General features: G+C 52.5%; 21 protein-coding genes and 1 pseudogene. All 22 read right to left on the reverse strand.

Features of this window, described 5'->3' with window-relative positions; all coding sequences use genetic code 11:
• Nucleotides 1-20 precede the first annotated feature (20 nt).
• The 22 genes and pseudogenes from PPTH39_RS05450 to mtnA all read right to left on the reverse strand — a co-directional run bounded on the left by PPTH39_RS05450 (nucleotide 21) and on the right by mtnA (nucleotide 26,097).
• Nucleotides 21-1,199, reverse strand: a complete 1,179-nt coding sequence (locus PPTH39_RS05450; RefSeq protein WP_095019016.1) for a DegT/DnrJ/EryC1/StrS family aminotransferase — start codon at nucleotides 1,197-1,199, stop codon at nucleotides 21-23.
• A gap of 91 nt (nucleotides 1,200-1,290) precedes the next feature.
• Nucleotides 1,291-1,896, reverse strand: coding sequence for an acetyltransferase (locus tag PPTH39_RS23690; RefSeq protein ID WP_315263309.1), 606 nt, complete (start codon nucleotides 1,894-1,896; stop codon nucleotides 1,291-1,293).
• A 27-nt stretch (nucleotides 1,897-1,923) separates the two neighbouring features.
• Nucleotides 1,924-2,511, reverse strand: a pseudogene (locus tag PPTH39_RS23695) (sugar transferase); the annotation flags it as partial.
• Complete coding sequence (locus PPTH39_RS05460; protein WP_095019018.1) at nucleotides 2,504-3,655, reverse strand: glycosyltransferase family 4 protein; 1,152 nt, start codon at nucleotides 3,653-3,655, stop codon at nucleotides 2,504-2,506. The pseudogene PPTH39_RS23695 and the gene PPTH39_RS05460, both read right to left, overlap by 8 nt.
• A 35-nt stretch (nucleotides 3,656-3,690) precedes the next feature.
• On the reverse strand, nucleotides 3,691-4,779 hold the full coding sequence (locus tag PPTH39_RS05465) for a glycosyltransferase (RefSeq protein ID WP_130871735.1): 1,089 nt from the start codon (nucleotides 4,777-4,779) through the stop codon (nucleotides 3,691-3,693).
• 1 nt (nucleotide 4,780) lies between these two features.
• Nucleotides 4,781-5,575, reverse strand: a complete 795-nt coding sequence (locus PPTH39_RS05470) for a glycosyltransferase family A protein (RefSeq protein ID WP_130871736.1) — start codon at nucleotides 5,573-5,575, stop codon at nucleotides 4,781-4,783.
• Between the two features lie 13 nt (nucleotides 5,576-5,588).
• Complete coding sequence (locus PPTH39_RS05475; RefSeq protein ID WP_165446488.1) at nucleotides 5,589-6,806, reverse strand: oligosaccharide flippase family protein; 1,218 nt, start codon at nucleotides 6,804-6,806, stop codon at nucleotides 5,589-5,591.
• On the reverse strand, nucleotides 6,790-8,052 hold the full coding sequence (locus PPTH39_RS05480) for a hypothetical protein (protein WP_095024107.1): 1,263 nt from the start codon (nucleotides 8,050-8,052) through the stop codon (nucleotides 6,790-6,792). The genes PPTH39_RS05475 and PPTH39_RS05480 overlap by 17 nt, the downstream gene beginning before the upstream one ends.
• A gap of 124 nt (nucleotides 8,053-8,176) precedes the next feature.
• The gene (gene rfbC, locus PPTH39_RS05485) at nucleotides 8,177-8,725 is read right to left on the reverse strand and encodes a dTDP-4-dehydrorhamnose 3,5-epimerase (RefSeq protein WP_095024108.1); all 549 of its coding nucleotides are present in this window, start codon (nucleotides 8,723-8,725) and stop codon (nucleotides 8,177-8,179) included.
• On the reverse strand, nucleotides 8,722-9,615 hold the full coding sequence (gene rfbA / locus PPTH39_RS05490; protein ID WP_130871738.1) for a glucose-1-phosphate thymidylyltransferase RfbA: 894 nt from the start codon (nucleotides 9,613-9,615) through the stop codon (nucleotides 8,722-8,724). The genes rfbC and rfbA overlap by 4 nt, the downstream gene beginning before the upstream one ends.
• 165 nt (nucleotides 9,616-9,780) lie before the next feature.
• Nucleotides 9,781-10,308 (reverse strand): transcription/translation regulatory transformer protein RfaH, encoded by a 528-nt coding sequence (gene rfaH / locus PPTH39_RS05495; RefSeq protein ID WP_095019025.1) that lies wholly within the window; start codon nucleotides 10,306-10,308, stop codon nucleotides 9,781-9,783.
• Between the two features lie 874 nt (nucleotides 10,309-11,182).
• The gene (locus PPTH39_RS05500; RefSeq protein ID WP_178084398.1) at nucleotides 11,183-12,544 is read right to left on the reverse strand and encodes a Wzz/FepE/Etk N-terminal domain-containing protein; all 1,362 of its coding nucleotides are present in this window, start codon (nucleotides 12,542-12,544) and stop codon (nucleotides 11,183-11,185) included.
• Between the two features lie 319 nt (nucleotides 12,545-12,863).
• Nucleotides 12,864-13,127 (reverse strand): lipopolysaccharide assembly protein LapA domain-containing protein, encoded by a 264-nt coding sequence (locus PPTH39_RS05505; protein ID WP_095019026.1) that lies wholly within the window; start codon nucleotides 13,125-13,127, stop codon nucleotides 12,864-12,866.
• 23 nt (nucleotides 13,128-13,150) lie between these two features.
• Nucleotides 13,151-13,447: an integration host factor subunit beta gene (gene ihfB / locus PPTH39_RS05510; RefSeq protein ID WP_003447108.1), complete on the reverse strand. Its 297-nt coding sequence runs from the start codon at nucleotides 13,445-13,447 to the stop codon at nucleotides 13,151-13,153.
• A gap of 329 nt (nucleotides 13,448-13,776) precedes the next feature.
• The gene (gene rpsA / locus PPTH39_RS05515; protein WP_016780248.1) at nucleotides 13,777-15,471 is read right to left on the reverse strand and encodes a 30S ribosomal protein S1; all 1,695 of its coding nucleotides are present in this window, start codon (nucleotides 15,469-15,471) and stop codon (nucleotides 13,777-13,779) included.
• A 123-nt stretch (nucleotides 15,472-15,594) separates the two neighbouring features.
• Nucleotides 15,595-16,281 carry a (d)CMP kinase gene (gene cmk, locus PPTH39_RS05520; protein WP_083369851.1) on the reverse strand — a complete coding sequence of 229 codons (687 nt, stop codon included), beginning with the start codon at nucleotides 16,279-16,281 and terminating at the stop codon, nucleotides 15,595-15,597.
• The gene (locus PPTH39_RS05525) at nucleotides 16,281-18,512 is read right to left on the reverse strand and encodes a bifunctional prephenate dehydrogenase/3-phosphoshikimate 1-carboxyvinyltransferase (RefSeq protein WP_095002825.1); all 2,232 of its coding nucleotides are present in this window, start codon (nucleotides 18,510-18,512) and stop codon (nucleotides 16,281-16,283) included. Before PPTH39_RS05525 ends, cmk begins: the two co-directional genes overlap by 1 nt.
• A gap of 4 nt (nucleotides 18,513-18,516) precedes the next feature.
• On the reverse strand, nucleotides 18,517-19,629 hold the full coding sequence (gene hisC, locus PPTH39_RS05530) for a histidinol-phosphate transaminase (RefSeq protein WP_130871739.1): 1,113 nt from the start codon (nucleotides 19,627-19,629) through the stop codon (nucleotides 18,517-18,519).
• An 11-nt stretch (nucleotides 19,630-19,640) separates the two neighbouring features.
• On the reverse strand, nucleotides 19,641-20,735 hold the full coding sequence (pheA, locus tag PPTH39_RS05535) for a prephenate dehydratase (protein WP_016780245.1): 1,095 nt from the start codon (nucleotides 20,733-20,735) through the stop codon (nucleotides 19,641-19,643).
• Nucleotides 20,735-21,820 carry a 3-phosphoserine/phosphohydroxythreonine transaminase gene (gene serC / locus PPTH39_RS05540; RefSeq protein ID WP_095002826.1) on the reverse strand — a complete coding sequence of 362 codons (1,086 nt, stop codon included), beginning with the start codon at nucleotides 21,818-21,820 and terminating at the stop codon, nucleotides 20,735-20,737. Before serC ends, pheA begins: the two co-directional genes overlap by 1 nt.
• A 215-nt stretch (nucleotides 21,821-22,035) precedes the next feature.
• Nucleotides 22,036-24,690, reverse strand: a complete 2,655-nt coding sequence (gene gyrA, locus PPTH39_RS05545; protein ID WP_095002806.1) for a DNA gyrase subunit A — start codon at nucleotides 24,688-24,690, stop codon at nucleotides 22,036-22,038.
• Between the two features lie 330 nt (nucleotides 24,691-25,020).
• The gene (mtnA, locus tag PPTH39_RS05550) at nucleotides 25,021-26,097 is read right to left on the reverse strand and encodes an S-methyl-5-thioribose-1-phosphate isomerase (RefSeq protein WP_095002807.1); all 1,077 of its coding nucleotides are present in this window, start codon (nucleotides 26,095-26,097) and stop codon (nucleotides 25,021-25,023) included.
• Between the last annotated feature and the right edge of the window lie 37 nt (nucleotides 26,098-26,134).

Consider the following 26,134-nt stretch of genomic DNA (forward strand, 5'->3'; position numbering starts at 1 on the left):
ATATATCCCTAAGTTGAGCGTCAGACCAGTGAAGCTTCCTGCACGACATCACTCAATACCTTGCAGGTCAATTCTATTTCTTGCTGTGTCAGTGTGGGATGAACCAGAAACATCATGCTCGTCTCGCCCAACTCTTTCGCATGCGCTAATCGTAACGAAGGACGCCAGCCAGTACCTTCAAATGCCTTTTCTAGATACACCTCAGAACATGAACCGGAAAAAGCAGGTACACCGCGCGCGACCATCTCGTTGAGAATGCGATCACGGGACCAACTAGCCTTAAGGGCTTGCGGGCGTACAAATACATAGCACTTGTAGGCCGCGTGCACATCAGCGACCGGCAACACGGGTACACGAAGTGCAGGCAACTGCCGGGCCTGGGCCCAAATACGTGAAGCATTTTTCAGCCGAGCGGCATGCCACTCTTGCATCCGGCGCAACTGGATGCGTCCGATAACAGCCTGAACCTCAAGCATCCGCCAGTTCGTGCCGAAGCTTTCGTGCAGCCAGCGGAAACCTGGTGCATGCTCACGCTCGTAAACCGCTTCCCAGCTCTTGCCATGATCCTTGTAAGCCCACATGTCGGCCCACAGCTGACGATCATTGGTGGTGACCATGCCGCCTTCGCCGCCCGTGGTCATGATCTTGTCCTGGCAGAACGACCAGGCGGCGATATGACCGATGGAGCCGACAGGACGGCCTTTGTAATGAGCTCCATGAGCTTGGGCGCAATCTTCGATCACCTTCAGGTCATGCTCAGCCGCCAAATCCATGATCGGATCCATGTCACATGGCCATCCAGCCAGATGAACACAAATGAGGGCTTTGGTACGGGGCGTCAACACTGCACTAATGGTTTCAGCAGTGAAGTTCTGCGAGTCAAGGTCGACATCTGCAAATACCGGCACAGCCCCAGCATTAACAATGCTTGAAACCGAAGCCAGGAAGGTACGAGAAGTAACAACAACTTCATCACCCGGACCGATATCAAGTGCCTTCAACGCCACATCCAGTGCTACCGTACCATTGGCTAGGGCCACGGCATATTCCGTGCCTGACCAGGCGGCAAATTCTTTTTCAAAAGAGCGGGTTTCTTGCCCAGTCCAATAGTTGACCTTGTTCGACAAAATTACCGCACGGACAGCGTCGGCTTCTTCTTCCGTGAAGGAGGGCCAAGGAGAAAATGGTGTATTCAGCACGATTCAGTACCCATGATTTGAATGATAGAAATTTGGTCCGTGCACGTCCGACTGTACAAAACTCATGCAAATGAGTTACCACTATAAACCATTAATGCTGTAAAGCTTTCGCTGGAACACCCACAACAGTCATATTGTCGACAACATCATTGACCACGGCCGCACCTGCCCCAACCTTGACCCGGGATCCAATGCTGACCGACTGCTTAACGGATGCACCTATTCCAATCCAGCTCAATTGACCAACATGGACTGTACCCGCCAACCTTGCGCCTGGGCTGATGTGGACACATTCTTGCAAAATACAATCGTGGTCAATACTGCACCCGGTATTAAGAATGCTTCCATCACCTACGTTTGCGCCTGGATTTACCACTACCCCTGCAAATGCCACGACGCCTTTACCCATAGTGGCGTGTCGACTGATTGTCGCTGCCGGGTGAATAAGTGTGATTAGCATTGCTCCGGCATTATCGAGCTCTTTCATTTTCATGCAGCGAATATCATTATTGCCAATCGCAACTATGACACCGTCGAACTCCTGAAGGCGCTCCAATAATGCATGTGTATCACCCACCACAGGCCAATGGCCCACAAACTGGATAGATGGCCAGTTATCATCAAATACTTCAACAATGTCCCAGTCACAGCATTCAGCGGTATCTGCTACAACTTTGGCATGCCCACCTGCCCCCACAATGGCGAGTTTTTTTTCAGCTGGTGCAGTCCCTGTAAACTTTGATATCGTGACCTCGCCGGCAGCGGAGATACCCTCGCGGACAAGCACTTTCTTAAGAGTAAGCGCGATAATTTTGAGGTCGAGCCAAAATGATTGGTTTTCGACATACCAAATATCGTATTGGAATTTCTGCTCCCAGCTGATTGCATTACGGCCATTAACTTGTGCCCAACCTGTAATCCCGGGTTTTACATCATGTCGGCGCGCCTGTTCAACGCTATACAGTGGCAAATACTCCATTAACAACGGCCTGGGGCCAACCAGACTCATATCGCCCTTCAAGACACTCCAAAGTCCAGGCAACTCATCCAAGCTGCTTGAGCGTAAAAAAGCTCCGAAAGAGGTCATGCGTTCCGAATCAGGCAAAGGATTACCATGTGCATCAACCGCATCTTTCATGGTTCTAAATTTCAGCATTTCAAAAGGCACGCCGTGCAAACCGGGCCTTATCTGCCTGAACAATATTGGACTTCCCAATTTAAGTCGCACAGCTAAACCTAAACAAGCGATGACTGGTGAAAGAACAAGCAGACCAAAAAAAGATGCTGTTATATCGAATAGACGCTTAATCAATGTCAAGCTCCTGCAAGTAAAAATTCTGCATCCGTTCCCAATGAGCAGTACGATCAAAACGCTCAACAATTCTAGCGCGGGCGGAAGTTCCCATTTCAGTCATACGGTCATGGGGTGTTTCAACCGCCTGCATCATTGCACTCGTCAAGGACGTGACATCACGGGGCTGGGCCAACCAACCATTCATACCTGACTCAATAATTTCGTTACAACCACTGATATCTGTTACAACAGCAGGTATGCCCATGGCACATGCCTGCAACACGACATTGGGAAAGCCCTCCCGATAGCTTGACAAGACAAGGGCGTCGGACGCTGCCAGGGCATCACGTATATCTTCCTGAAACCCCAACGTATGAATCCTTGGATGCTGCTTCAACAATGCGAATGTTTCTGCATCTATCGGCGCTTCAGAGTCCAAGCCTCCGACCACAATCAAATGGGTGTGATCAGGAAGTCTCAAAAAAGCCTGCCCCAACTCCTTCAGACCCTTGTCTCTGTTCAAGCGTCCGATAAAGCAAAAAACGAACTCATCGTCCATTATTCCCAGGCTTTCTTTAAGCGCTTTAGAGTTAGTTATAACGAACTGGTTATCAGGTCGAAAAAAATCAAGATCCACACCCGCAATATTCCCATGCCCAATGACAGACATCTGCTTTTTAGTCACGCGATAAGCCAGCAAATCTTTTTTCACACCCAATCCTTCAGGGACGACTGTGGTGGCACAGACACAAATCAATCGATCTACGTTGATAAGAAGTGTTTTCTTGAAACCGGTCTGGGTGGGGAATATAAGTCCGGTAAACGTATGAATCCTGACAGGAACCCGGCACAAAAAAGCCGCAATCATCGTCACCAGGCCCGCCTTGGGTGTATACGATTGAACCACCGAAGGTTTTAATTTACGAAGCAACCTGCACATCGAGAGAATTGAAATAACGTCAGCGAATGGACTGATGCCCCGCTTCATTGCTACAGGATGAACGGGGACGGCTTCCCGAACAGCAATTCTATCTACCGGTCCATCAGCAGAACAAGCCAGATGTACCTTGAACGAATGGTTCAGAAACTTTGGCTGATGAGCCAATATGGTCATCAGTGTTTCCGGAACGGTTGTGACAATTAATAAAGTTGCTTCTTTCATGACTCAACCTTTAAACGGATCAAAACAGACAAAGCTCAAGCTGTATAAAGACGAGTCCAGATGCTGACGATCTCATCAATAGAGTAGTTTTCAACGATCCGCAATCTTGCGGCGCGCGACATGTTATTTTTTTCACTGGCCGTCTTAGCCAGAGCAATGCTCATGGCCTGAGCAAGCCCCTTAGGATCCTTGGCTGGAACTAAGTATCCGCAACCACCCACGACTTCTTTAACGCCGCCGCAATCGGTTGCTACCACGACTTTCTCGGACGCCATGGCTTCAGCTACCACCAAACCAAAGCCCTCCCAGGCCGAGGAAAGCACGTATAAATCCGCTGCATTATATATATCATTGACGTCTGATCTGACGCCTAAAAATCTCACCAGCGGGGTAAGTTTCAAGGTAGCTACGAGATCTTTCAGCTCCTGTCTCAGCGGACCATCACCTACAATCCATAGCTTCACCGTTTGTTTGTTATCGGACAGTACTTTAAATGCATGTATTAGATTTTTATAGTCTTTGGCATCAACCAGTCGACCCACCGCTACAAGCAATTCGTCCTGATCAACAAGACCTTCCGAACTCCTGATGGCTGCCCGCGTAACCGGGTCAGGCTTGAAGCGTTGGGTATCAATACCATTCGGAATGGCCAGCATGGTACCTGGCGGACAGGCTTTTTTTTGTTCGAATATATGCACAGCTTCAACCGTTACATTGGTTGTCACATCAGCTAAAGAATGCGTGAGCCGATAAGCGAGCATTCTTGCCTTACCGCCTTCATTGGTATTGTGTGCTGTATTGATCAGTCTTTTGATGGTACAAATCGGCCTGATCATTCGAGAGAAGAGGTTCGCATGCACCATGTGCGCATGAACGACATCAGGATCAAAATCCTTGATAATACTCCTCAACTTAATAAAGCCTTTGAGAAATCCAGGTACTGTTTTCTCTAGATTCAACCCCAAAAGCTCAACACATGGACTTTTGGGTCGCAACAGAGCAGGCCCGGTTAGATAGCAGATTTTCACCTCATGCCCGATCTCGTGAAAACGATCGGCAAGGTCCAGAACCTGTCTTTCCGCACCACCCACACCAAGACCTGTGATGATATATAAAATTTTCATACTAAATTTTTCGCCTGTTGCACACACGAAACACGACACACTGAAAATATCGCACTATGCACTTTAACTTCCTGACAGCACCTGCCTCGCGCAACACCTGTTCTTTATAAAACAAACCAAAACCCTGGGGATTTCGTTTCAGATTATTGAAAAAATTAGCTGAATACCCATCCGGTAAATATTCGCACAAATAGATATATTTGCTGTAAAAGTACAGGATCTCACCTTCGTCGGATATTCTGTTCCAGATCAACAATTCAGGGACAAATATCTCGTCTTTAAAACGAGGAAAAGGATGTTTAAGCAATGCACTTTTCTTGAATACATAAGCCAGATCCCCTAGAAAGTGATTGGCTGCTTCAGTAGGTGTCATCTTCGAAGCGACAGTATCGTCGTCTGAGAATACGGCCCCGATAATATTACCGGCCAGATCGGCCCTCCTATAACAAAGCCCGGCAATACCATGGGTGTCCAGGTTCTGCAAGTCTTCGTTAATGACTTCAATAGCATTCGATGTAAGCGCATCGTCACTATCGACCAACAACACCCAATCCCCTGTTCCGGCTGGAACCCCGGCGTTAATCGCTATATGTTTTCCGGCGTTTTCTTGCTGCAAAATCTTGATAGAGAAACTGGAATTCTGCTGAAACTCCTCCAGCAATGAAAGCGTTTCGTCTTGGCTTCCATCATCAACTACGACCCACTCGAAGGACTTATTAGTCTGCTTCTCCAGGCTTTCATACAAGCGGCCCAAGGTGTAAGCACGGTTATAAGTTGCTGTCAGTACAGTAATCATAAATACCGCTCATCTATTTTATTTTGTACGCTAACAAAATCAGCGAGATGGAGAATAATACCTCAGCCAAAACCAGGCCATACACGATACCAGCCAAGTCATACCAGAGAGAAAACAGAGCTGCCAAACACAAGGAAAGCAACGAAAAAAACATCAAACACATACTGAGGATTTTATCTTTCCCTAAAGGCATGAATATCGTCAGACCTATGGCCTGATTCATCATGCGAAAGGGTATGATCATGACAAATACTTGCAGGATAGATTTAGCTTCATCAAAGCCAGGACCTAACATCAGATTAATTAAAAAATCGCCCAACGCATAAATTATTGTAGCCCCAGCAACGCCGGCAGCAAACAGGAATGCTACGATAAGACTCGACAGCTTCAAGTTGATACTGGTTGTTTTCAAAAGCCGCCTGCTTAAGTAGGGATACAACCCGATCAACACTGGCCCTACCAGACCAACAGAAGCTTTTATAATTTTTTCAGCAGGCACAAACTTTGCAACCGATGCCTGCCCACACATAACCCCGACAAGCGCGGGCCCTGCACTCAACATAATATTATTGGAGCTTTTGTAGATAAAACCATGAAAGCCCGACTTTATTTGCTCGACCCCACTTTTGAAATCAATATTGAAACCACCCACTATTTTGTACGCAAGATAGAGTCCAACCAAAGTATTAAACAGAGAAAAAGAGGACATGATCATTAAAGCAAAACTGGCATTGGCAGAGACATTCAGCAGCAGGTATAAAACTAACAAACCGGCAAATCTCAACACCAATTCGAAGGTCACAACAAACGTAAGCTTCTCCAGCCCCTGAAATAGCCAAATATTACTGAAGCTAAATGCCAGAAAATAAAGATACCCCCACAGGATTAATTGCAAATCGAGATCAAAATCCAGAATTGACAGCACGCCCATGGACACCACAATCATGCCGCTCGAGAGTAATAACTTGGCTGAGTTGACACCATTATAAATCGCAGAAAGCAGCGACTTATTCTCTGGCCCGCACACTGCCACCTGCCTCGCCCCACTCAAGGAAAAACCATACTCGACGATGAGGGAGCACAACAAAGCAGTTGTTTGAATGATCAGCACCTGACCATATTGATCGACACCCAGTGCTTTGGCCAGAATCGGAATTTCTAGAATGGGTATTAAATAGCTAACCAGCTGAGCTACCAACAACAAGCTGACATTTTTAAATTGCAACCTCATTTTCGTCATCACCCCCTGTGACCTGGACATGTTCGCTCATGATGAACTGACGCGACAATACCGATAGGGCGGATGTCATCAAGATCCATATTCCCCACTCAGATAGTTCTGTACTGAAAGGATGGAGCATCAACAATAGGGCAAAACCTAACGAACCGCCTAATGCAGCAATGGCATAAATAAAAATATATTTTGCTTTGTGTTCATGCATTGCGTAGCGACACAATCGTATTGCAAATATCAGCAAGGGTGAGAATATGAGAATCAGAAGGCCGATAAAACCCAAAATACCCAGATCGCCACCGGATGAAATAAAAGCGTTGTGCACAACCATCGGACTACCATCCACTTCAGACGTCGTACTGCCGAAACCGCAACCAAATGGCATGCACGTTTCAAAAGACCTCAGACCATCAGCTAGCATTCGAGCCCTTACAGGATCCCCTGCTGCCAATCTGTCCACGACTAGAGGATTCTGATTGAAATTAAGAATATCGTAGCCGGTGCTGTACAGCATCAACACGGCAGTGAATGAAATGATTGAAATAAAAAACAGGAGTAATGTCAGCTTTGGTCTGACATGCATGCTGAGCAGCAGTATCAAGAGTATCACAAGCAAAAATACAATAAATCCTGTACGACTGGAATCCATAACAAGTATGTACGCGCCGGCGATCATGACCAGTAGGCTAGTTACTTTACTTCTGCCATCAAAGAGCGTACCCACAATTACAAAACCTGCGAAGAATGCACACGTTTTCCACAACACGCCCGGATAGGCAAATAAACTTCCTTGCCGACCATCGCCCAACTCAATATATAAACCTGTCAGGTAATATTTCGCCATGCAAAAAACCAGGAAACCTGTCAATATCGATCGCGAGGCGATCGAATGATAGTCACCTTGTTCCAAAAACTGAGAGTGCGCATAAACACAAACAAAGACAACACCAATACACATCATCTTCAACCCTTGGTAAAAGGTTTGAATTTCAGCATTGGCCAATGCTGACAGTACAAAGGCGCTAAACAACACGAAAAACCCGAGAATATATACAGCCAACTCGGGACTTACCTTGAAAGACAATCGTTCAGGGGCTGAGATTAACCCGACCACTACGATCAAGCCCCATAAAGCCCAATATCCTGCGGGACTGATCAAACTTCTAACATCACCCAATACGACCAATAGGCAAGCACTCAACACGATACCGTAAGACGCTGCATTTTTTTTCACGTTTTCCACTTACACCTGCCTACTTACACGTGATTTAACAAACTTTAGCCTCAGAGTCACACAGTAAGCGTTTAGCCACTTGCAATAACCTCCTAAAACTCTGCATCTGTTCCAGCGTTTTAGCTAATGCACATCACATCACGAACAATGCAGCAGCCTGATCTTTATCGTTGATAAGATACCCTCCAACGTCGGGCCAATGAATATTCAACGCTTCGTCATTCCAGCGAATGCTGCGCTCAGATTCCTTATTATAGAAATTGGTCGTTTTATAACTAAATATCGTGTTTTCTTCCAGCGCAAGGAAGCCATGGGCAAATCCAGCAGGAATCCACAGCATTTTTTTATTCTCTGTATTCAATTCCAGTCCAAACCATTCGCCATACGACGGAGACCCCTGACGAATATCCACAGCGACATCGAAAGCTGCGCCATGGTTCACACAGACCAGTTTGCCTTGCGCGAAAGGCTCTAGTTGATAATGCAACCCTCGCAGAACACCCTTTTTGGAACAGGATTGATTATCCTGAACGAAAGGATCAGGAACGGGCAGCCCCAAGTGACGCAATCCTTCCTCGAATTTTTGAAGATTGAAACTTTCCATGAACCAGCCGCGTTCATCTTCGTAAACGTCCGGCTCGATGATCACCACGCCAGGCAGTGTTGATGGCATAAATTTCATGCACCGTTCCCCTCAGATAACAGCTTGCCCAGGTATTGCCCGTAACCGGTTTTTTTAAATCTTTCGGCCTGCTCAGCCAACACCTGAGAGGTTATCCAGCCATTGTTGAATGCAATCTCTTCCAGGCAAGCAACCTTCAATCCCTGGCGCTTCTCAATGGTATGGACAAAATGACTCGCCTCCAGCAGTGATTCATGGGTCCCAGTGTCAAGCCAGGCAAACCCGCGCCCCAATATTTCAACGCTCAGTTCTTTCTGTTCTAGATATGCCTGGTTGACATCGGTAATCTCAAGCTCGCCCCTTGCCGAAGGTTTGATCTTCTTCGCTATCTCAACAATTTGGTTGTCGTAGAAATACAGCCCGGTCACAGCATAGTTCGATTTGGGTTTAGGCGGTTTTTCCTCGATGCTAAGCGCCTGGCCAGAGCTGTCAAACTCCACGACGCCAAAACGCTCGGGGTCACTGACGTGATAACCAAAAACTGTAGCACCTACCGTCTTTGACATTGCTGAGCGCAAGTTGTCCGAGAAGTGCTGTCCATAGAAAATATTGTCACCCAGAATCAGGCAGACCGGATCTTGACCAATAAAGGCCTCACCAATAATAAAGGCTTGTGCCAGTCCGTCGGGACTAGGTTGTTCGGCATAACTGAGCTCAACACCATAATGACTGCCATTACCTAGCAATTTTTCAAAATTTGGCAGATCTTCCGGAGTAGAAATAATCAGAATTTCCTGTATCCCCGCCAGCATCAAAACAGACAGCGGGTAAAAGATCATCGGCTTGTCGTAGATCGGCAGCATCTGTTTAGAGACTCCCAGCGTGAGCGGATGCAGGCGCGTACCTGAGCCACCAGCAAGAATGATGCCTTTACGCTTGATCGAGATCATGTTTCAAGCACTTCCTTAATTATTCGAATGCACCACTCGCAGCGCTGGCCGGTGATGAGATAAATTTGAGTTTTAAAAAAGTACGCTACCGCCCCAGGATTCTTCGTCGATTTCCTGAGAACGGTTGTAAGACTATTGATAGCCCCGGCTTCAGTCTGCGTTTATTCAACGATTGGCGATACTCGCCAAAGGCAAGCTGATCTGTTGCTGACGATTCATCAAGTTAATAAGCAGGATGACCCGCTCTTCGCCGTCCATTGTCATGAAAATGGACTCAATACCTGCGAAACCTTGATCAAGGATGGTGACTTTATCGCCAGGGTTAAATTTGGCGATAATATGAGTACTCGCGCGACTCTGCAGCTGCATAATCAGCTCGTGACCGACTGCCAGCGGCCGACCACCAAAGGCCACCACGCGAGCTACGCCACGGGTGGAACGTAGAGGAGCCCAGTTGGCACCTTCAGGCATATGTATAAACAAGTAGCCAGGAAACAGCGATTCCTCAGCGTAGTGCATCTGGCCACGCAGGGTTCGCTCACGCCTGCATGTGGGCCGTGAACACCCATAACCCTGGCGTATAAGGTTTTCTTCTGCACGCTCGTCCTGTCTGGGCTTGCATTGCACCAGATACCACTCGCCGGTTGTGGCCACTGTCGATTCCTGAGCTGCTGCGGTGCTGATCATGGGCATGGATAATTCATTTAGTAAGTTCTTCCGTGTTTTACCATCGTACAGTGCATGTGCCAATAACAGGGTGGCCTTCAGCTCGCCGGGATGAATGCCTCAACGAATCTGTTTTGAGTTTGATACAGGTTTGACAATTTCACTGCCACCACCCGTTCCGCCACTATTTCGCCATACCCCAAGCATATTTCTCGGCCCAATGCTTCATACCTGAAACAAAGCCGAGCAAACCATGCTGATCGGCATGGGAAAATTGCCACCCAACGTGCTGATGCCTGCGCGAATGATACAGCGCTTGCCCTCCAATTCAACATAACCGCTTGGGTGGCCGTACTTTTGTATCTGGTCTGCGTCTGCAGAGTTTCATTCTTGACTTATGCAGAACCACTGATGAGCAGGCATCTCGGTGATGTGCTGCTTCAGCCGTCTCAGACAAGGATCAATGTGTGCCGACTCTCTGCTCAATTCCAGGCGCAATTAGCCTTAAAGCACCAACGCCAATAATTTCGGCGAGGGAGCATCACTGCACACAATCGGATCCTTGAGACCTGCCGCCAAAAAATTATGGAATGCATCCGACATGATCAGCTTGGACATGGGTAAGCATCAGCACTTTGATACCGGCAAGTACAAAGTTTTCGCGGATGCAATGCACCGATGACACCGCTGACAGTGCGCTCACTGCCCTGAAACAGACCGCCGTCGATTAACAGATTACTCAGGGTGCCCATCTGCAACTGATGGTGCGAACCCATGACGCCGTTGCCGGCGCCATGTTGAAACATGAGCTGATAAGGTACAGGTTGCTCTCAGTACAGCTCCATGAAGAAGCAATTAATCCATCAACTAGTGGCTAGTAATGTGTCAGCCCAGCCCCCTATCAGCGCAGATCCTTTTGTAAAAGGTTACCAGCACCCGTCGTTTCAGTCGGATCTCTTCGGCTTTGCACCGAGAGAGGCTGGTGAAGCCCGTCACGACGCTGAGCTACAAAGTACTTGGCGATAACGATCAAGATGCCAAACAGAGCGCCCAGCACCAACCCCAACAAGGTAATCAAGGCTTTTTTTGGCTTGATTGGAGCCACGGGTTCCAGAGCCTTGCGGTCAATGGATACCAGCTTCAAATTAGTAAAATCGAGATTGCTAACCCCACCCAAACGGACAATTTCTGCACGCAGTGGCTCGACACCACTTAAAAAGAGGTCTTCATTTTGACGCAGCTTAAGAACTTCGACTTCACGGTTGCTTTGCAACAACAACAGTTCACGAGCGATCTGGGCGATACGGTTTTCGGTAAAATCGTCGTTACTACGATTCTTCAAAGCAGCACGCTCTGCCTCTAGCGCCTCTACACCAAGAAAGTACAAGGGGATCTGTTGATTGTTTATTTCGGTGCGCATAAGACTGGAATCAGCCGGTCGCGCAGAATCGCCCAAAGCGGAGGGGGTTGTAGGCTTTTGTATACCCAGCGCCTTGGCAATGCCAATGGCCTCACTCAACTGGGCCATACGATCCATGCGTCCAGTCTTGAGCTGTTGACGCAAAGCCTTGAGTTCGTCCTGCAATTGCGCGCGCTTGAGATTATCCGTCTCGAGCAAGGTAGCAATCCGCGCCTGCTTTTCGGTCTCATAGTTGGAGCGAGCAGCGTCGATCTTACCCTTGAGCTCGGTTAAACGATTATTGACGATAACCTTCAGATCGGCGGAAATTTGATCACGCTCAGCTGTAATGGCGTGATCCACAAATCCGTTAAGAATTTGCACACCGTCCACACCCTTGGGGTAGTTCAGCTCCAAGCCTATGGAAACATTAAGCGAATCAGCTTTTGTTGGATCAGGCAGAATCAGCTTCAGCGAGTCACGATTGAAATCTTCAAAACTCTGCTCCAAGGTCCGGCCCGGACGCTTGAATTGGCTGAACAGAGCCTGATTAGCTTTGAAAAAGCTCAGGCGCGTCTCATAGGACTCAAGTGATGAACCGACTTTTAACAAAGCTTCTTTAGGCGGCAAGGTGTAAACACCCGAACGATTGAGGGCATCCAGTTCGTTGATCGCGGCAGGCCGCAAGATGCTGCTCACCTGGTACTCAGGCGTCACGAAATAGGCATAACCCAATGCTGCAATGCCACAAAGCGCGCTCGTTGCAATGATGATGGATTTTTTGTTCCAGACCGCCTGAAATAAAGTGAACAGGTCCACTTCAAACGACGGATTTCCAGCGGGGATACGGGATTTGCTATTCACAACCGGGGCCTGCCTTCTAAAATAAACTGCGGGCTCGTTATGCAGGAATTCTTACATACGCTTAACTGGCTTTTATTGTTTTAATCATCAGGCTTGAGCATCAATGCGCACCTGATAAAGCATAAAAATCACTGGCAATCGAGAGCAGCCCGCATTTTGCCAGCATTCCAGAACATTTCAATATAAGAGTGGCACAATGATGTTATTTCCGGCTCAACGGAATGTTTGAGGCTTAAACCATTCTTTAAATACCAACTATCCAAACATTCCTTTCCCTGCCTAATGCGCCATCCATGGTGCAAATGGGATCCAGACGCGCCTAAATTGCTGGCTTGGCTTGCACCATCAGCTCGAGCTTCAGCTTGCGGGCTTTGCGACTGTAGGCTAGCCAACCCAGAACAGGGCCGATAGCCATACCTAGCAGCAGTGCGCAGATGATCAACAACGACCCAGGTAATTCGGGTGTGCGCCAGCCCAAAAACACCAATGCTACAGGCTGTTGATTTTCCAGGATAAAAATAAGCACCCCAAAAATGACAATCAGCCCAAATACCACTGACGCAGCACGCTTAAAGGTACGCATCGGCAACTCCTGTTCCCTGAAGGTTAAATGTCGTCTTCCTCATCCTCGTTCACCCGGTCTCGCAGCTCTTTGCCCGGTTTGAAATGAGGCACAAATTTTCCATCCAGGCTGACCGACTGGCCTGTCTTGGGGTTGCGGCCTACACGAGGGGCGCGGTAATGCAGGGAGAAGCTGCCAAAACCACGGATTTCAATACGATCCCCGGTCGCGAGGCATTGAGACATTTGTTCAAGCATGGTCTTGATGGCCAACTCCACATCCTTGGATGAGAGTAGCCCTTGATGGGTGACAATTCGTTCGATCAACTCCGACTTCGTCATATTTTTCCCTTCTTTTTCAAGCAGCTAGATCAGCGCTCCCAAGGTTTTAGCATGATCGAATGAATTTGAACAGCCCAGGGATTGACTTATCTTTACAACCCGCATAAGCACTGTAAAAAATCGACTCCACCACCCACCATCATAGCCATCAGGCCCAAACAGCCCATGGTCGCTCACAGGCCGCACAGCGACAGCACTCACCCTGCCCCACAGCTAGCTCCCTGACGTGCAGCAAACCGACCTACAAAAGATCCTGCTAAGCACCATCACAAATCGCAGGCACAAAAAAGGGCGACCTAAGTCGCCCTTTTTCTATGGTCAATCAGAACTTAGTTCTGTTTTTCCATTTGTGCACGCAGCAGGTCGCCCAAAGTGGTCGGACCAGCAGCAATGTCAGAGGTAGCTGGCTTGTCGCGCAGGCTCTGGATTGCTTCTTTCTCTTCAGCATCATCTTTCGACTTGATGGAGAGTTGGATTACGCGGCTCTTGCGATCAACGCTGATGATCTTGGCTTCTACTTCTTCGCCTTCTTTCAGAACGTTGCGCGCGTCTTCAACGCGGTCACGGCTGATTTCGGAGGCTTTCAGAGTCGCTTCGATATCGTTGGCCAGAGTGATGATGGCGCCTTTAGCGTCAACTTCTTTCACGATGCCCTTAACGATTGCGCCTTTGTCGTTCTCTTGTACGTACTCGGAGAACGGATCGCTTTCCAGCTGCTTGATACCCAGGGAGATGCGCTCGCGCTCTGGATCAACAGACAGGATAACGGTGTCCAGCTCGTCGCCCTTCTTGAAACGACGTACGGCTTCTTCGCCAACTTCGTTCCAGGAGATGTCGGACAGGTGAACCAGGCCGTCGATGCCGCCGTCCAGACCAATGAAGATACCGAAATCGGTGATCGACTTGATGGTGCCGGAGATTTTATCGCCCTTGTTGAACTGGCCAGAGAAATCTTCCCATGGGTTAGATTTGCACTGCTTGATGCCCAGGGAGATACGACGACGCTCTTCGTCGATGTCCAGAACCATAACTTCCACTTCGTCGCCGACTTGTACGACTTTCGAAGGGTGGATGTTTTTGTTGGTCCAGTCCATTTCCGAAACGTGTACCAGACCTTCAACGCCTTCTTCCAGCTCTGCGAAGCAGCCGTAGTCAGTCAGGTTGGTTACACGAGCGGTAACGCGAGTGCTTTCTGGGTAACGGGCTTTGATAGCAACCCATGGATCTTCGCCCAGTTGCTTCAGGCCCAGGGAAACACGATTGCGTTCGCGATCATATTTCAGAACCTTGACATCGATCTCGTCGCCAACGTTGACGATTTCGGAAGGATGCTTGATACGCTTCCAAGCCATGTCAGTGATGTGCAGCAGGCCATCAACGCCACCCAGATCGACGAATGCGCCGTAATCGGTGAGGTTTTTGACGATACCTTTAACTTGCTGACCTTCTTGCAGCGATTCCAGCAGAGCTTCACGCTCGGCGGAGTTCTCTGCTTCAAGCACGCTGCGACGCGAAACAACTACGTTGTTGCGCTTCTGGTCCAGCTTGATGACCTTGAATTCCAGCTCTTTGCCTTCCAGGTGCGTAGTATCGCGCACTGGACGAACGTCAACCAGAGAACCTGGCAGGAACGCACGGATGCCGTTAACGTCGACAGTGAAGCCGCCTTTAACCTTACCGTTGATAACGCCCTTGACCACTTCTTCTGCTGCGAAGGCTGCTTCCAGAACGATCCAGCATTCAGCGCGCTTGGCTTTTTCACGGGACAGTTTGGTTTCGCCAAAGCCGTCTTCGACCGCGTCCAGCGCAACGTGAACTTCATCACCGATGTTGATGTTCAGTTCGCCAGCGTCGTTGTGGAACTGCTCCAGCGGGATGAGGCCTTCCGACTTCAAACCAGCGTGAACGGTAACCCAACCAGCTTGGTAATCGATATCAACGATGATAGCGGTGATGATCGAGCCAGCCTGAAGATTCAGGGTTTTTAGGCTTTCTTCAAAGAGTTCTGCAAAGCTTTCGCTCATTTTAATTCCTGTTGTTCAAGGGCGAAGGAATACGCCCATCAGCCACATTCCAGACAATGTGGGTTACGTTCATATAAAAGAAGGCATGCAGGACTATTTCTGGTCTCCTGCACGCTTTCTTGGTCATCCAGCGATATCGCGAAGTGCGATTTCGCTCATGATGCGTTCCAGCACCTGCTCGATGGACAACTCCGTGGAGTCCAGCTGTATGGCATCAGCCGCCGGCTTGAGCGGGGCTATTGCACGCTGTGTGTCACGCTCGTCGCGGGCACGAATCTCATCTAGCAGACCCGAGAGACTAACATCATCGCCCTTGGCCTTCAACTGCAAGTAACGGCGGCGGGCCCGTTCCTCAGCGCTAGCGGTCAGAAAAACCTTCAATGGCGCGTCAGGAAAGACCACGGTACCCATGTCCCGACCATCTGCAACCAGCCCCGGGAACTCAAGGAAAGCACGCTGACGCTGCAGCAACGCATCGCGAACAGCCGGCAAAGCCGCGACTTTCGAGGCTCCGGCCGCTACGGTCTCACTGCGGATGGCGTGAGTCACGTCATCACCTTCCAGAATGATCCGCGCCGGCTTACCGTCCGTCGCGCCGATGAACTGCACATCAAGATGCGCAGCCAGTTTTTCCAGCAACGCCTCGTTATCCAGGGCCACACCATGGTTACCTGCGGCAAACGCCAGCAGGCGGTACAGAGCACCGGAGTCGAGCAAATTCCACCCCAGGCGCTTGGCCAGGATGCCAGCAACCGTGCCTTTACCTGAACCGCTTGGGCCGTCGATGGTGATAACCGGTGCCGAAACCATCACGAGTTTGCCTCTTGAGCAACACGCATGCCCACTTGCTTGCACAGAGCAAGGAAGTTGGGGAAAGAAGTCGCCACGTTGGCGCAATCATGGATACGGATGGGTGCGGTTGCGCGCAACGAAGCCACACTGAAGGCCATTGCGATACGGTGATCGCCATGACCATGAACCTCACCACCGCCAATAGTGCCACCATCAATGATGATGCCATCCGGTGTCGGCTCGCACTTCACACCCAGGGTCAGCAAGCCATCTGCCATTACCTGGATCCGGTCGGACTCCTTGACCCGCAGCTCTTCAGCACCCCGAAGGATCGTACGACCCTCAGCCACGGCCGCGGCCACAAAGAGTACCGGGAACTCGTCAATCGCCAGCGGCACCAGCTCTTCAGGAATCTCGATACCCTTGAGTTTAGCAGCCCGCACGCGCAGGTCCGCCACCGGCTCACCGCCCACTTCACGTTGATTTTCCAGGGTGATATCCGCCCCCATCAGACGCAAGATGTCGATAACGCCAGTACGGGTCGGGTTGATGCCCACATGCTCAAGCAGCAGATCCGAGCCTTCTGCGATCGAAGCGGCGACCAGGAAGAACGCCGACGAGGAAATATCCCCCGGCACTTCGATATGGGTCGCCGTCAGCTTGTGGCCCGACTCAACCGAAGCAGTAGGACCATTAACAGTTACCGGGTATCCGAACCCTTGCAGCATGCGCTCGGTATGGTCACGAGTCGGTGCAGGCTCGGTTACCGAGGTCTTGCCTTCTGCATACAGGCCCGCCAGCAACAGGCAGGATTTAACCTGGGCACTGGCCATCGGCAAGGTGTAATCCATGCCCTTGAGCGCATGACCACCACGAATGGTCATCGGCGGGCGACCTTCGGCAGCGGTCTCAATCACGGCACCCATTTCACGCAATGGATTGGCCACACGGTTCATCGGGCGCTTGGTCAGGGACGCATCGCCGGTCAGGGTGGTGTCGAAGCTCTGAGCTGCCAGCAGGCCGGACAACAGGCGCATCGAAGTACCCGAGTTGCCCAGGTAGATCGGGCCAGGTGGCGCTTTCAGACCGTGCAGGCCAACGCCATGAATGGTCACGCGACCATGATGCGGGCCCTCAATCACCACGCCCATGTCACGGAACGCCTGCAGCGTCGCCAGGGCGTCTTCACCCTCAAGGAAACCTTCCACTTCGGTCGTACCTTCAGCCAGCGAGCCGAGCATGATCGAGCGGTGGGAAATGGATTTGTCGCCTGGTACGCGAATTCGGCCAGTTACTTGACCACCAGGATTTGCCAAAAAAATCAGATCGTTGGAATTCATAGCGTCCACATATGCCCGGCGGGCCAGGATTTTACTGAAATGCTCGCGGGCAACCCGGGCGCGAGTGAAAACGCCCAGCAATTGATGCCCATCCCCTGCATCGACCGCGTCGCGCAAAGCGTCGAGATCACTGCGAAATGTATCCAATGTGCGCAGCACTGCCTCGCGATTAGCGAGAAAAATGTCATGCCACATTACCGGGTCGCTGCCGGCGATTCTTGTGAAATCACGGAAGCCACCCGCTGCGTAACGGAAGATGTCCAGATTCTCGTTGCGCTTGGCAAGAGAGTCCACCAGCCCGAAAGCCAGCAAATGAGGTAAATGGCTGGTTGCAGCCAGTACCTCGTCATGTCGCTCGACCTGCATATGCTCGACGTCTGCCCCCAGGGCGCGCCACATCGCATCAACCAGAGCCAGCGCATCGGCATCGGTCTGAGCCACAGGCGTCAAAATCACCTTGTGCCTCTCAAACAGACTGGCATTCGAAGCTTCTACACCACTCTGTTCAGACCCGGCAATCGGATGGCCAGGTACAAAGCGCGCAGGCATGCCACCAAAGGCTTGTGCCGCTGCCCGCACAACATTGCCTTTGGCACTGCCCACATCGGTAAGCACCGCGTTACCCAGATCCATGCCCGCCAGAAGGCCGAGCATTTTTTCCATGGCCAGAATCGGCACGGCCAACTGAATCACATCTGCGCCCACGCAAGCAGCGGCCAGATTTGCTTCACAGCGATCGACCACTCCCAGCTCAACGGCCAGAACACAGGATTCGGGATCGAGATCAACACCGACCACTTCGTCGCACAGACCGCTCTCACGCATGCCCTTGGCGAAAGACCCGCCAATCAGACCCAACCCGACAACGACCAGCCGCCCTATTACAGGCCTTACAGATTGCACAGACATTACATCAACCACGAGCAAGAACCTTGGACAGCGCTTCAAGCAGGCGAGTGTTTTCCGCCGGCAAACCAATAGTGATACGCAGATGGTCAGGCATTCCGTAGTTGGCCACCGGACGCACTATGACACCTTCACGCAACAGCCCCTGATAGACGGGAGCCGCTACCTGACCGAGATCCAGCGCGATAAAATTGCCGCGCGACGGGATCCAGCCCAGGCCCAACTCACGAAAACCGTCCTGTAACTGCTGCATGCCGGCCTCGTTCAGGCGGCGGCTTTGCTCCAGGTAATCGCTGTCTTTCAGCGCCGCGCAAGCCGCAGCCAGCGCCAGACTGTTGACGTTGAATGGCTGGCGAACGCGGTTCAGCACATCGGCCACCACCGCCGTTGACAACCCATAACCCACCCGCAACGCGGCCAGGCCATAGGCCTTGGAGAACGTGCGGGAAACCAGCAGGTTGGGATACCCCGACAAAAACTCCAGACCATCGGGCAGATCACCGCCCTCTGCGTACTCGATATAAGCTTCGTCCAGCACCACAAGCACGTGTTCGGGCACGTCCTGCAAAAACTCGTTCAGCGCATCGACGCCAAACCAGGTACCGGTCGGGTTGTTCGGGTTGGCAATAAAGACCACCCGGGTATCACTGTCGATGGCAGCCAGCATGGCAGGCAGGTCATGCCCCCAGTCCTTGGCCGGCACAACGCGGGCCTGGGCACCTACCGCCTGGGTCACAATCGGATACACGGCAAATGCATGCTCACTGAACACGGCATTTAGCCCCGGCGCCAGGTAGGCACGCGCCACCAGCTCCAGAATATCGTTAGAACCGTTGCCCAGTGTTACCTGGTCAAGCTGTACGCCACACTGCTCAGCCAACAGGCTTTTCAGGGCAAAGCCATTGCCATCCGGGTAGCGCGTCAATTCGGCCAGCTCGGCACGAATGGCTTCCAGCGCCTTGGGGCTCGCACCCAAAGGGTTTTCGTTGCTGGCCAGCTTGACGATCATGGCCGGATCCAGATCCAGTTCACGCGCCAGCTCATCCACAGGTTTACCCGGGACATAAGGCGAAAGTTGTTGTACGCCCGGCTGTGCCAGGGCGAGGAAATCACCGCTCATGTTTTATCGCCTCAGAGAACCGCTTTCGGGTAGGAACCCAATACTTTAAGCGCTACGGCTTCTTGACTGATCTGCTCCAGGACACTTTTGACCAAGGGGTCGCGGTGATGACCAGCAAAGTCGATGAAAAACACATAGGTCCATTTACCGCTACGCGAAGGACGCGTCTCAATGCGCGTCAGATCGATCCCGTTCTCATGGAACGGCACCAGCAGCTCATGCAGGGCCCCAGGACGGTTGCTCATGGACACAATGATCGACGTCTTGTCATCGCCAGTGGGTGGCACTTCCTGACTGCCAATCATCAAGAACCGCGTGGAGTTGTCCGGGCGGTCTTCAATTTTTTCGGCCAGTCGGGTCAAGCCGTACAGGCCAGCAGCCATATCACCGGCAATGGCAGCGGAGTTCCACTCACCCTTGACCCGTTTGGCCGCTTCGGCATTGCTCGACACCGCAATACGCTCGACATTCGGGTAGTGTGCATCCAGCCATTTGCGGCACTGAGCCAGCGACTGGGCGTGGGAGTAAATGCGGCTGATACTGTCCGTTTTGGTGTTTTCGCCGACCAGCAGGTGATGGTGGATGCGCAGCTCTACTTCACCGCAGATCACCATGTCATGCTCAAGGAAGCTGTCGAGAGTGTGGTTGACTGCGCCTTCTGTGGAGTTTTCCACTGGCACCACGCCAAAATTCACCGCACCGGCAGCGACTTCACGAAACACTTCGTCGATGGCCGCCATCGGCTTGCTGATCACGGCATGGCCAAAGTGCTTCATGGCCGCAGCCTGGGTAAAGGTGCCTTCCGGGCCGAGATAAGCCACTTTCAGCGGCTGCTCCAGCGCCAGGCACGAGGACATGATTTCGCGGAACAACCGCGCCATCTCTTCGTTGCCCAACGGGCCTTTATTGCGCTCCATAACGCGCTTGAGCACCTGAGCCTCACGCTCAGGCCGGTAAAATACCGGCACTTCACCCTCAGCCAGGGAAGCCATCTTGACCCGCGCCACTTCCTGGGCACAACGCGCCCGCTCGCTGATAAGCTCCAGGACTTTTTCGTCCAGACTGTCGATACGCAGGCGCAGCGCCTTGAGTTCTTGCTCGGACATTAGCCGTGTTCCTTTTCGAACTCTGCCATGTAAGCCACCAGCGCGTTAACCGCGTTGATATCCACAGCGTTATAGATCGATGCGCGCATGCCACCAACGGAGCGGTGCCCCTTGAGGTTCAGCAGCCCGCGTGCTTCAGCGCCTGCCAGGAATGGCTTGTCGAGGCGATCGTCCGCCAGACGGAACGGGACGTTCATCCACGAGCGATCAGAAAGGTTGATCGGGTTGCTGTACAGGCCACTGGCGTCGATAAAGTCGTACAAGGTACGTTTTTTCACTTCATTGAGCTTGCCGATTGCCTCGACACCGCCCTGCTCCTTGAGCCATTCGAATACCAGACCTGACAGGTACCAGGCCAGGGTCGGCGGCGTGTTGTACATCGAGCCGTTGTCAGCCGCGACCTTGTAATCGAGCATGGTCGGGCAGATCGAACGCGCACGACCCAGCAGATCTTCGCGAATGATATTGACCACGATGCCACTTGGGCCGATGTTTTTCTGGGCACCCGCGTAGATCATGCCAAAACGGGACACATCAACCGGGCGCGACAGAATATCCGAAGACATGTCAGCGACCAATGGCACATCGCCAGTCTCAGGGATCCAGTTGAATTCCAGACCGCCGATGGTTTCGTTTGGCGCGTAATGAACGTAGGCCGCGTCTTTCGACAGATTCCACTCATTCTGACCAGGAATCGCGAAGTAATCGTAAGGTTTGGCGGTTGCTGCCACGTTGACGTGACCGAAACGCGACGCCTCTTCAATGGCCTTCTGCGACCAGATACCGGTATCGATGTAATCCGCCTTGCCATTTTCAGGCAAAAGATTCAGCGGGATCTGGGCAAACTGTTGGCTGGCACCGCCTTGCAGAAACAGGACTTTGTAGTTCGAGGGAATAGACAGCAGGTCACGCAGATCCTGCTCAGCCTTGGTCGCAATGGACACGAACTCATCGCTGCGATGGCTCATTTCCATGACCGAGAGGCCCTTGCCATGCCAGTCGAGCAACTCGGACTGGGCACGCAACAGAACAGCTTCAGGTAGCGCAGCAGGACCTGCGCAGAAGTTATAGGCTCGTTTGCTCACTTCCACTCTCACTCTGATTTGGTGGTCACGCAATAAATCAACTCTCGACACATTGTTGCTTGTAGAAGCGGGCTTGCTAGCGATACGGGCAGTAATGTCTATCTGACATACCGCGCTGATGCCATCGCGAGCAGGCTCGCTCCCACAGTGTCGCAAACTTTCATACTGGACATACAACAAGGGGGCGAATTCTCATCCGCCCCCTGTGTGTCCGCTTATTCCTGCGGCTCTTCGTCAGCGCCAGCCTCTAGCGGCTGCTCGTCGTCTGCGCCATCCTGGATGGCCTCACCGTCGAACTCTGCACCGCCTTCATCTTCGAGCTCTTCGCCTTCAACTTCAGAAGGCTCCTGAACCCGCTCAAGCCCTACCAGCGTTTCGTCACTGGCCAGCTTGATCAAGGTGACGCCCTGGGTATTACGACCCAGGCTCGACACTTCGTCGACGCGCGTACGTACCAGAGTGCCCTGATCCGAAATCAACATGATTTCTTCACCGTCCTGCACCTGAACCGCACCGACCAGACGGCCATTACGCTCGTTGCTGACCATGGCGATAACACCCTGGCCGCCACGCTTGTACTCTGGGAACTCGCTGATCGCCGTACGCTTGCCATAGCCACGCGCCGAAGCGGTAAGGATCTGGCTACCCTCCTCAGGGATCAGCATGGAAATCAGCTTCTGCCCTTCTGGCAGACGCATGCCGCGTACACCGCGGGCAGTACGACCCATGGCACGGACATCGGACTCTTTGAAGCGAGTCACCTTGCCACCGTCGGAGAACAGCATGACTTCACGCTCGCCATCGGTGATCGCGGCGCTGATCAGCACGTCGCCTTCGTCCAGTTCCAGCGCGATCAAGCCTACGCTGCGCTGACGGCTGAAGGCTTCCAGAGGGGTCTTCTTCACGGTGCCGTTGGCGGTCGCCATAAAGATGAAGTGACCCTCGGTGTACTCTTCGACCGGCAGCATGGTGGTGATGTATTCACCCTCATCCAGCGGCAGCAGGTTCACCAGCGGACGACCACGGGCAGCGCGGGACGCCTCAGGAATTTCATAGGTCTTCAGCCAGTACACCTTGCCCTTGCTGGAGAACAGCAGCAGCGTGGTGTGACTGTTGGCAACCAGCAGGTGAGCGATGTAGTCCTCATCCTTGACGCCAGTAGCCGACTTGCCTTTACCGCCACGACGCTGGGCCTGGTACGCAGCCAATGGCTGGGTCTTGGCATAGCCACCGTGGGAAATGGTCACGACGCGCTCTTCTTCCGGGATCATGTCACCCAGGGTCAGATCAAGACGGTGATCCAGGATTTCGGTACGACGCACATCGCCGTATTCGGCGCGAATGACTTCCAGCTCTTCGCGGATCACTTCCATCAGGCGCACGGCGCTATTGAGGATGCGGATCAGCTCACCGATCTGGTTGAGAATTTCCTGGTACTCGGCCAGCAGCTTTTCGTGCTCCAGACCGGTCAAGCGGTGCAGGCGCAACTCAAGAATGGCCTGGGCCTGCTCCGGCGACAGGAAGTATTTGCCATCACGCAGACCGTATTGCGGATCGAGGTTTTCCGGACGGCACGAATCGGCACCGGCGCGCTCAACCATGGCCACTACCGCTGTCGACTCCCAAGGGGTGCTGATCAGCGCTTCCTTGGCTTCGGACGGGGTTGGCGAGGCCTTGATCAGTGCAATGACCGGATCGATGTTGGACAGGGCTACGGCCTGGCCTTCAAGGATATGGCCTCGCTCGCGGGCTTTGCGCAGCTCGAAAACAGTACGACGGGTAACCACTTCACGACGGTGACGTACGAAAGCTTCGAGCAGGTCCTTGAGGTTCAGGATGCGCGGGCGGCCATCGATTAGGGCAACGATGTTGATACCGAAAACACTTTGCAGCTGGGTCTGGGCATAAAGGTTATTGAGAATAACCTCCGGCACCTCACCACGGCGCAGCTCGATCACAACGCGCATGCCGTCTTTGTCGGACTCGTCACGCAGCTCGGTGATGCCTTCGAGCTTCTTCTCTTTAACCAGCTCGGCGATCTTTTCGATCAGGCGAGCCTTGTTCAGCTGGTACGGCAGCTCGGTGATGACGATCTGTTGACGACCACCGACCTTGTCGATGTCTTCGATCATCGAGCGGGCGCGCATGTAAATGCGGCCACGGCCCGTGCGATAGGCTTCGATGATACCGGCACGGCCGTTGATGATGGCGGCAGTCGGGAAGTCCGGGCCCGGGATGAACTGCATCAGTTCATCGATGCTCAGTTCCGGGTTGTCGATCAGCGCCAGGCAGCCGTCGATGACTTCACCCAGGTTATGCGGCGGAATATTGGTGGCCATACCCACGGCGATACCGCTTGAGCCGTTGACCAGCAAGTTGGGAATTCGTGTCGGCATGACGGCCGGGATCATTTCCGTGCCGTCGTAGTTCGGCACCCAGTCCACGGTCTCTTTGTGCAAGTCGGCCAGCAATTCGTGGGCCAGCTTGGTCATGCGCACTTCGGTGTATCGCATGGCCGCAGCGTTGTCGCCGTCGACCGAACCGAAGTTGCCCTGACCGTCTACCAGCAGGTAGCGCAGGGAGAATGGCTGAGCCATTCGAACGATGGTGTCGTAAACAGCAGTATCACCATGCGGGTGATACTTACCGATTACGTCACCGACCACACGGGCAGATTTCTTGTACGGCTTGTTCCAGTCGTTGTTCAGTTCGCTCATCGCAAACAGCACACGCCTGTGCACGGGCTTCAAGCCATCGCGCGCATCAGGCAGTGCCCGCCCGACAATTACGCTCATTGCGTAGTCGAGGTAGGACTGTTTCAGCTCGTCTTCGATATTGACCGGGAGGATTTCTTTGGCCAGTTCGCCCATGAGAAGCCTGATTCCTTTTTCGGGTGAAACTTCGCCACATCCATTCGGGACGAACGAAGCTCGCCGCCGCTGGCCACGTGCCACGCAACGACTTACGACAAATCAACAAGTTATGTCACGGATTTGCGCAGTAAGGGCAACCCTTGCGGGTCACCCTGGAAACCGCCGAATGTTATCACAATCGCCGCCACGCACCTATCCCTCAGATGTGCATGGAGCGTAGTAATTACGACGTTTATCGGCCTGAAGGGCCCCAGAGGGACTCTGAAGGCGATTTGAAGCACCCGCGTTCCTCTTCGCGGCCTTCGGCAGCGACGACAGGCTTGCGTTTCAATGCAAGCGCTTGCGGCACATCAATTGCGCCATCTTCGCCGCATCCGGGCGTTCAATCACACCCTTCTCGGTGACAATCACATCGATCAGGTCCGCAGGCGTCACATCAAACACCGGGTTGAAGGCCTGCACATCCGCGCCGACCCGCTTGCCACCCACTTCCAGCAGTTCGCGGCCGTCACGCTCCTCAATCGGGATGTCATCACCCGAGGCCAGATCCATGTCGATGGTCGAGCTCGGGGCCACCACCATAAAGCGCACGCCGTGGTGCATGGCGTTGACCGCCAGTTGGTAGGTGCCGATCTTGTTCGCCACATCGCCATTCGCAGTGATGCGGTCAGCGCCCACGATCACCCAGGTGACGCCTTTGGTTTTCATGATATGCGCTGCTGCCGAATCGACATTCAGTACCACCGGGATGCCTTCATTGGCCAGCTCCCACGCAGTCAGGCGCGAACCCTGCAGCCAGGGCCGGGTTTCGTCGGCATAGACCTGCTCGATCATGCCTTCGAGCCAGGCCGCCCGGATGACCCCCAGCGCCGTACCAAAGCCGCCTGTGGCCAGGGCTCCGGTGTTGCAGTGGGTCAGCACCGCCTGGGCATTGCCCTGATGGCGGCGAATGACATCGACACCCAACTGCGCCATGGTCAGATTGGCCTCGCGATCACTTTCGTGGATGGCAACAGCCTCTGCCTCAAGCACCTGCAATACATCCGCGCGGTTTTGGCTTCGAGCCAGACGTTCGCGCATGCGATTCAAGGCCCAGAACAGGTTCACTGCCGTAGGACGCGAGTCCGCCAGCAGGGTGAAGTCCTCTTCCAGCGCTGCCAGCCAGTCACCACCTGCAGCCTTGCGCACACGCGCAGCCAGCACCACGCCATAGGCCGCCGCGATACCGATTGCCGGGGCGCCGCGCACGACCATGTCGCGAATCGCTTGCGCCACACCGTCAACGCCGGTGTACGCCAGCCAGCTCTCTTCAAAGGGCAGAATGCGTTGATCCAACAGATACAGGGCGTCATCCCGCCAATCGATGGCCTTAACCTTTTCCGCAGCCAACAGTCGATCGCGCATGCCTTCCCCCATTACCTGGTAACAAAGCGGCCGATTA

The organism is Pseudomonas bubulae (genome assembly GCF_900618535.1).
In the GTDB taxonomy this organism is placed as follows: Bacteria; Pseudomonadota; Gammaproteobacteria; order Pseudomonadales; family Pseudomonadaceae; genus Aquipseudomonas; species Aquipseudomonas bubulae.

What these genes read in the sequence shown, in the direction of transcription:
- PPTH39_RS05460 (WP_095019018.1), bottom strand. Translation starts at nt 3,655, where the DNA reads ATGAAAGAAGCAACTTTATTAATTGTCACAACCGTTCCGGAAACACTG.
- PPTH39_RS05465 (WP_130871735.1), bottom strand. Translation starts at nt 4,779, where the DNA reads ATGAAAATTTTATATATCATCACAGGTCTTGGTGTGGGTGGTGCGGAA.
- PPTH39_RS05470 (WP_130871736.1), bottom strand. Translation starts at nt 5,575, where the DNA reads ATGATTACTGTACTGACAGCAACTTATAACCGTGCTTACACCTTGGGC.
- PPTH39_RS05475 (WP_165446488.1), bottom strand. Translation starts at nt 6,806, where the DNA reads ATGAGGTTGCAATTTAAAAATGTCAGCTTGTTGTTGGTAGCTCAGCTG.
- rfbC (WP_095024108.1), bottom strand. Translation starts at nt 8,725, where the DNA reads ATGAAATTTATGCCATCAACACTGCCTGGCGTGGTGATCATCGAGCCG.
- rfbA (WP_130871738.1), bottom strand. Translation starts at nt 9,615, where the DNA reads ATGATCTCGATCAAGCGTAAAGGCATCATTCTTGCTGGTGGCTCAGGT.
- rfaH (WP_095019025.1), bottom strand. Translation starts at nt 10,308, where the DNA reads ATGCCCATGATCAGCACCGCAGCAGCTCAGGAATCGACAGTGGCCACA.
- PPTH39_RS05505 (WP_095019026.1), bottom strand. Translation starts at nt 13,127, where the DNA reads ATGCGTACCTTTAAGCGTGCTGCGTCAGTGGTATTTGGGCTGATTGTC.
- ihfB (WP_003447108.1), bottom strand. Translation starts at nt 13,447, where the DNA reads ATGACGAAGTCGGAGTTGATCGAACGAATTGTCACCCATCAAGGGCTA.
- rpsA (WP_016780248.1), bottom strand. Translation starts at nt 15,471, where the DNA reads ATGAGCGAAAGCTTTGCAGAACTCTTTGAAGAAAGCCTAAAAACCCTG.
- cmk (WP_083369851.1), bottom strand. Translation starts at nt 16,281, where the DNA reads ATGGTTTCGGCACCGGTTATCACCATCGACGGCCCAAGCGGTTCAGGT.
- PPTH39_RS05525 (WP_095002825.1), bottom strand. Translation starts at nt 18,512, where the DNA reads ATGTCTGTGCAATCTGTAAGGCCTGTAATAGGGCGGCTGGTCGTTGTC.
- hisC (WP_130871739.1), bottom strand. Translation starts at nt 19,629, where the DNA reads ATGAGCGGTGATTTCCTCGCCCTGGCACAGCCGGGCGTACAACAACTT.
- pheA (WP_016780245.1), bottom strand. Translation starts at nt 20,735, where the DNA reads ATGTCCGAGCAAGAACTCAAGGCGCTGCGCCTGCGTATCGACAGTCTG.
- gyrA (WP_095002806.1), bottom strand. Translation starts at nt 24,690, where the DNA reads ATGGGCGAACTGGCCAAAGAAATCCTCCCGGTCAATATCGAAGACGAG.
- mtnA (WP_095002807.1), bottom strand. Translation starts at nt 26,097, where the DNA reads ATGCGCGATCGACTGTTGGCTGCGGAAAAGGTTAAGGCCATCGATTGG.